General features: G+C 30.5%; 8 protein-coding genes. 2 read left to right on the top strand and 6 right to left on the bottom strand.

All coding sequences use genetic code 11. From position 1 onward, the window contains the following. Positions 1-226: 226 nt before the first annotated feature. Both ITJ86_RS16975 and ITJ86_RS16970 read right to left on the bottom strand, forming a co-directional pair. The gene (locus ITJ86_RS16975; RefSeq protein ID WP_195872846.1) at positions 227-763 is read right to left on the bottom strand and encodes a hypothetical protein; all 537 of its coding nucleotides are present in this window, start codon (positions 761-763) and stop codon (positions 227-229) included. Between the two features lie 154 nt (positions 764-917). Further along, the gene (locus ITJ86_RS16970) at positions 918-1,592 is read right to left on the bottom strand and encodes an RNA polymerase sigma factor (RefSeq protein WP_195872845.1); all 675 of its coding nucleotides are present in this window, start codon (positions 1,590-1,592) and stop codon (positions 918-920) included. A gap of 120 nt (positions 1,593-1,712) precedes the next feature. Between ITJ86_RS16970 and ITJ86_RS16965 the strand changes: the two genes are divergently transcribed. Both ITJ86_RS16965 and folE read left to right on the top strand, forming a co-directional pair. Then, positions 1,713-2,096, top strand: a complete 384-nt coding sequence (locus ITJ86_RS16965; RefSeq protein WP_195872844.1) for a DoxX family membrane protein — start codon at positions 1,713-1,715, stop codon at positions 2,094-2,096. Between the two features lie 2 nt (positions 2,097-2,098). After that, positions 2,099-2,773 (top strand): GTP cyclohydrolase I FolE, encoded by a 675-nt coding sequence (gene folE / locus ITJ86_RS16960; protein WP_195872843.1) that lies wholly within the window; start codon positions 2,099-2,101, stop codon positions 2,771-2,773. Positions 2,774-2,909: 136 nt separating this feature from the next. Here the strand turns inward: folE and ITJ86_RS16955 are convergent, their stop codons facing one another. The 4 genes from ITJ86_RS16955 to ITJ86_RS16940 form a co-directional block, all read right to left on the bottom strand. Next, entirely contained in the window at positions 2,910-3,836 is a 927-nt protein-coding gene (locus tag ITJ86_RS16955) for a PD-(D/E)XK nuclease domain-containing protein (protein WP_230080338.1), read from the bottom strand. 158 nt (positions 3,837-3,994) lie between these two features. Next, positions 3,995-4,384 (bottom strand): hypothetical protein, encoded by a 390-nt coding sequence (locus ITJ86_RS16950; protein WP_195872842.1) that lies wholly within the window; start codon positions 4,382-4,384, stop codon positions 3,995-3,997. Between the two features lie 7 nt (positions 4,385-4,391). Next, the gene (locus ITJ86_RS16945; RefSeq protein ID WP_195872841.1) at positions 4,392-4,784 is read right to left on the bottom strand and encodes a hypothetical protein; all 393 of its coding nucleotides are present in this window, start codon (positions 4,782-4,784) and stop codon (positions 4,392-4,394) included. Between the two features lie 172 nt (positions 4,785-4,956). Beyond that, positions 4,957-5,475, bottom strand: a complete 519-nt coding sequence (locus ITJ86_RS16940) for a hypothetical protein (protein ID WP_195872840.1) — start codon at positions 5,473-5,475, stop codon at positions 4,957-4,959. Between the last annotated feature and the right edge of the window lie 314 nt (positions 5,476-5,789).

Below are 5,789 nucleotides of genomic sequence, written 5' to 3'. Positions count from 1 at the left end.
TTTTAGATTCAGATTTAAATTCCAGTGTAATTACTTAATCACAGAACTTATTGAAAGCCTTGAAATTGTTGACACGCACAAAATGTTTGCCAACGTGTTTGTGTATGGTTAGTTGCGTGGTTGGGTAGCTAATTTAGCAAACTTTCACGAACCAGAGAAAATTCCGCAGGAATTTTCGCAAGTAAGCACATAAAAAGCAATTAATTATACACGGTGTTGTAAAACGTTATTGTTTCGTATAGGTTAATGTTCTAATTCCAGTTCGAGTGCTATTTTCAGAGCTATATTGAGCATTGTCAATTCTTAAAATTAAACTATTAGATGTCAATTCAACGATTTCTGTAATTAAATCAAATGCGCCTTCTTCGTTTGGGTCAACTTCAAAAGAGCGAGTAATTAAATTGTCATTTTCTATTCGCCATTCATCTGTATGGAATCCTTCGTCAAAATCTCCATTTACGTTATAGGTGAAATTGCTCGTATTTCCGTTATTAGTTTCTGCGACATCAACCACCAAAGTTCCGCTTATAATAATATCATTAGGGTTATTTGTGAATTCAATTATATAATCGCTACTTGATAAACTTTCAATAACGATTCTTCCAGTTTCAGTAGTAGTAGAATTACTTGAATAGTCGGTCAACTCCCATATTCCTATAATATCTTCAGCTATATTTTGAGTATTGTTATTTGAGTCGTCATCAGAACTACATCCAAAAATTAAAAGTAAAATTGATAATTGAAAGATTCTTAAGTTTTTCATAGTTTGGGTTTTAATGTTTTACAACGGGTTTGTGTATGATTTCGTTGCGTGTTTAAGCACTAAAGTTAGCAAATAAATCACAAATAGAAAGTCCGCGAGGACTTTCGTAAATAGGCTAGAACTAGCAATGAATTATACACGTTGTTAGGCACAGTTATTTTATTCGTTTCATTACGTTTTCCGTTATTCTGTCGCATCTGCTGAAACCAAATTCAAAGATGTTTTTGTCATTCGCAACTTCATAAAGTTTCTCTTTTAGCATTTCTTTTGACCTATGCAAACGTACTTTTACATTGGCTAGAGTTATATCTAAAGCAATGGCAATTTCTTTTAGGCTCATTTCTTCCACTTCTTTCATAACATAGACCGTTTTGTATTTTATGTCTAAACTGTCAATTGCATTTTCCAATATTTGCTTTGTTTCATTCCGTACCATCTTGTCCTGTGGATTTAATTGTCTGTTATCTGGAATTTCTAAAATTGTGTTGCTCCTTAAATTATCCGATTGTTCGTTTAAGTGATACAGTTTCCCTTTTTCTTTTAGTCGAGCCAAAGATTCATTTATTCCTATGCGAATAAGCCAAGTAGAAAAGGAAGATTCCAATTTAAACTGATATAATTTAGTGAAGGCTTTCACATAGCTATCTTGCATTATATCTTCTATTTCCGAATCATCTATTATGTAGCTCCTAATTATTCTGTATAGTTTTTGATTATTTCGTTTTACTAATATTTCATAAAGCTCCTTTTCGCCACTTAAAATTCGTTTTATGACTTCGCTCTCTTTTATTTTATGATTGTTAAAATCATTGATGTTTATTGCTTCCATTTTATTGTGTCTTTTACTTTAGATGATAATTTTTAAAAAAAGTTACAAAATTTTGTATCCTTTTTTGAAATCCGCTATCAAAAGAGTGTAACAAATTTAAAATAACTAAAAATTAAAATTATGAACTCAAACGTACAATTAGTAAAAAACATTTTAAAGTACACTTTTGGTTTAGTGCCAATAGTTGCAGGATTAGACAAATTCACAAACATTTTAACAGATTGGTCTCAATATATTTCCGAAGGTTTTGCAGGAATGCTTCCTTTCGAACCTACCACATTTATGATGATAGTTGGTGTTATAGAAATTATTGCTGGTGTACTTGTTTTAGCAAAAACAAAAATTGGTGCTTATGTAGTTTCTGCTTGGTTGGTAGCAATTGCATTGACTTTAATTTTTAGTTGGACCTATGTAGATGTTGCCGTAAGAGATTTGGTAATGGCAATTGGTGCTTTTTCATTAGCAAAATTATCTGAAGTTAATTATAATAAAGCCAATAATTAATTATGACGAAATTGAATGGAAACACACTTTTAATAAAAGAAAGTGCAAATAATTCTAATCATCACGTAACGGTTGAAAATCCGTTACGTGATGATGCTTTTAATATTGAAGACAATTTAAAGATTGAATTAATTGCAGAGAAATTTAAGGATATTGTTGAAATATTAGGTTTTGACCTTACCAATGATAGCATAAAAGATACTCCAAATCGAGTCGCAAAAATGTATGTTAATGAAATATTTAAAGGGCTAAACCCAATAAATAAGCCAGAAATAACAGTATTTAAAAACGAATATGAATATCATACTCCGTTAGTAGAGTTGAACATTCCTTTTACGTCTTTTTGTGAGCATCATTTTGTTCCAATTCAAGGAAAAGTGAATATTGCTTACATTCCAAAAAACTATGTTATCGGATTGTCAAAAATCCATAGACTTGTTGATTTTTATGCAAGAAGACCGCAAGTTCAAGAACGATTAACAATGCAAATAGTTCAAGAGTTATCATCTACACTTGACACAAATGATGTAGGTGTTGTCTTAAAAGCAAATCATAGTTGTATTTCTTGCAGAGGTGTAGAAGATTTAGGAAGTTCAACGCTCACATCAGTTTTTTTAGGTCAAATAAAAAGTGATAATAGTTTGATTGCGGTTCTGCTTGGTTCTAATTGTGCCTAACGTGTTTGTGTATGATTTCGTTGCGTGTTTAAGCACTAAAGTTAGCAAATAAATCACAGATAGAAAGTCCGCGAGGACTTTCGTAAGTAGTCTATAACTAGCAATGAATTATACACGGTGTTGGCAACTGGCTTTTTCATTCATTTGGTAAAATATAAACTAACGTTGTAAAGTCAGTTGAAACTACCTTTAAATCATTTATTATTCCAATAGGATTTTTTATTCGTAACTCTGGGTCATAAACGAAGCAAATTAATGTTTTACAGTCTGAATGCTTACGATAATTTGCTTTATCTATTATAAGTTGTTCTCCAATTTGTTTGTCTTTTAAATTAATCCTAGTTTTTTTTATTTCTATAACAATCTGTTCATTTTTAAGTAAGAAATCACTTCTTTTTGAACTTCCTGCATAACTTGGTTTCCATTCTTCAGCTCTGATATCGTCAAAATGAATTTTTAGAAGTCCGTGAATTAAATCTTGTACATCATATTCGTCTTTTATCAATATCGTTTCTCTTGGTTTTCCGTCTTCTTTTCTACGACTTTTTAGTTGATTAGCAACAGAATGAAATTTTTTTAAAAGGTTTTCTATTTTTTCCAGTTCAGTTGGATTATAAATTTTAGTCAAAACTTCTTCTCTCAAATTTGATTCGGTTTCTGCAAGATTTACGAATTTTTCAAAGACTTCGATTGTTCTCTTTCTATTTCCGTCAATTGTCGGTATAGGAACTGGAATTGATTTTGATGCTGAATTTAATTTCTCAACGGATTCAATAAAGTAGCTTTCAAATGATTTAAGGTGGTCTATAAATGTTTTTGCTTGAGTAATTAAGTCTTCAGATGATGAAAATTTTTCAGGTATAGACAAGTCTCCGAATACATCTCCAATTATATGTGTTATTTCACGCATACATTGAACGATTTGAATTGAATTAGGAAAATTTCCATAACCTTTAGCTGGTCGATATTCATTCATATCCATGTGAAAATCTCTATAGTTTGAGTTTACGAATTTCCTTAAATATTCTCGTGATTTAGGTATGAAATTTATGTCGATTTCCATTTTTTTTTTAGCTTGTTGCCAACGTGTTTGTGTATGGTTAGTTGCGTGGTTATGCAACTAAGTTAGCAAACTTTTACGAACCTGTGAATATTCCGCAGGAATATTCGCAAGTAGGGAAGAACAAAGCAATTAATTATACACGGTGTTGTGCATAGTTTTTATTCTTCTTTTTTGTATTCATATTGTTTGTCAAATAATCCACCTTTATTTTTATAAATAAGTTTCTTTTGGTCAATTTCAATCAGGATGTAATTTCGATTACCAATAGTTAGAATTGAGTCAGTTAGTTTATAAGTTGACTCATATTCATTACCCATTTGGTTTATAAATATTGTTTTATTTTTATTGAAGTTTATTGTGGTTATTAACTGTGGTAATGAATCTGATTTCGATTCTGAATCTTTTTCTGTAAGCGGTTCAATGTCGTCATTAAAAGAGTTGTTTTCCACAACTAATATCCATTTTCCGATTAATTTTTTTTCAGATTCAGATTGCGCTGTGCAGGTGTTAATTCCAAAAATAAAAGTAAGTATTATTAAAATTCTCATAGTTTTTTTATTCGGATACAACTCCAATGAACATTAAATACTCAATTTCAGTATCATAAATTTCGAACAGTTCATCTTTTGTTAGTTCAACTTTTTCTTCATTCAAAGCATATTCCACCATTTTATTTATATCGATTTCTACACTTAATTCAGTTTCGCTTTCCGTATTCGGATTTTCAGACATAAGTCCGATTTTATTCATATAGTTTTCTTCCGCAACTAAAGCTTTACGAATCAATTTTAAATCAGATTTTTTCTTTTCAAGTTGTAGTGCAATGAAACAAGTCGCTTCATCTAAATCATAGATTTCTTTTCCAGCGTTATTTTCGTTTATAGAGCAAATTGGTTCGTTTTTGCATCCAAATATTGATAAAAATGTCAAAATGTATATTGTTTTCACGGATTTCTGTTAAATTATGCACAACGTGTTTGTGTATGATTAGTTGCGTGGTTGGGTAGCTAATTTAGCAAATTTTCACGAACCTGTGAATATTCCGCAGGAATATTCGCAAGTAGAGAAGAACCTAGCAATTAATTATACACGGTGTTGTGGTGTCGTTTTTTATTTACTTCTAGTAATCAAATTTATAAGTGTTAGTTGTTTTTCCTTTTTTCCAATTTTTAAATTCAAAGTTCACAATTACTTCTTGAGTTCCGTGAATTTTTTCTTTAAACTCAAAGTTTTCTTGATATGAAATTCCGTATTTATTTAGGACTTCATCAATTTTGTTTTTTTCCAGTTCCGCTTTTTTATTTTCTCTTCTATATTTATTCAGTTTAGAGTAAGCAGCTCCCAGAAATGAAATTCCAGCTACAATAATTCCAATTTTTACGTACCATAGATATAAGCTAAATATTTTCCAGTCAGATAAAAAGTACCCAAGAAGTATTAATAGAAAACCAATAATTATTGTGCCGTAAAAAGTTAGATGTGTTGATTTTTGTTTTCTGCGTATTATTTCCAATTCGAGATTAGCAATTTCTAATTTTTCTTGAAATTTTTTGTCGAGTGTTATTTTTGGGCAAGTATTATTAAAGTAAGGTTTTTTATTAGTCAACTTACAAGAAATACCTTTTCCAAGACTAGTCATTCTATTTTCGCATAAATCACAATGTCGGGAAAAATTCATTAAAATTTCAGTTCGGTTTTATTCAGTTTTTGATTCCAGCGTTCGTTTGGTAAATGCACCACAACGTGTTTGTATATGGTTTGTTGCGTGGTTTAAGCAACTAATTTAGTAAATAAAAACCGACCAAGAAAGTCCGCGAGGACTTTCGTAAGTAGGCAAGAAGCCAGCAATAAATTATATACGGCTTAAGTTTACAATTCATTAATTTAGAGTTATAAACAGAAAAGACAAAAGAGAGGAATAAGGTTAATATATACGCAGAAGCTTTAGACTTC

The organism is Winogradskyella marina (genome assembly GCF_015645385.1).
Taxonomy (GTDB): Bacteria; Bacteroidota; Bacteroidia; order Flavobacteriales; family Flavobacteriaceae; genus Winogradskyella; species Winogradskyella marina.
The sequence above is the reverse complement of the archived record's forward strand: the minus strand, read 5'-3'. Positions and strand labels throughout refer to the sequence as shown.

Bases quoted from the DNA above. Each gene is read 5' to 3' on its own strand.
- ITJ86_RS16975 (WP_195872846.1), bottom strand. From the start codon at position 763: ATGAAAAACTTAAGAATCTTTCAATTATCAATTTTACTTTTAATTTTT.
- ITJ86_RS16955 (WP_230080338.1), bottom strand. From the start codon at position 3,836: ATGGAAATCGACATAAATTTCATACCTAAATCACGAGAATATTTAAGG.
- ITJ86_RS16940 (WP_195872840.1), bottom strand. From the start codon at position 5,475: ATGACTAGTCTTGGAAAAGGTATTTCTTGTAAGTTGACTAATAAAAAA.
- ITJ86_RS16970 (WP_195872845.1), bottom strand. From the start codon at position 1,592: ATGGAAGCAATAAACATCAATGATTTTAACAATCATAAAATAAAAGAG.
- folE (WP_195872843.1), top strand. From the start codon at position 2,099: ATGACGAAATTGAATGGAAACACACTTTTAATAAAAGAAAGTGCAAAT.
- ITJ86_RS16965 (WP_195872844.1), top strand. From the start codon at position 1,713: ATGAACTCAAACGTACAATTAGTAAAAAACATTTTAAAGTACACTTTT.
- ITJ86_RS16950 (WP_195872842.1), bottom strand. From the start codon at position 4,384: ATGAGAATTTTAATAATACTTACTTTTATTTTTGGAATTAACACCTGC.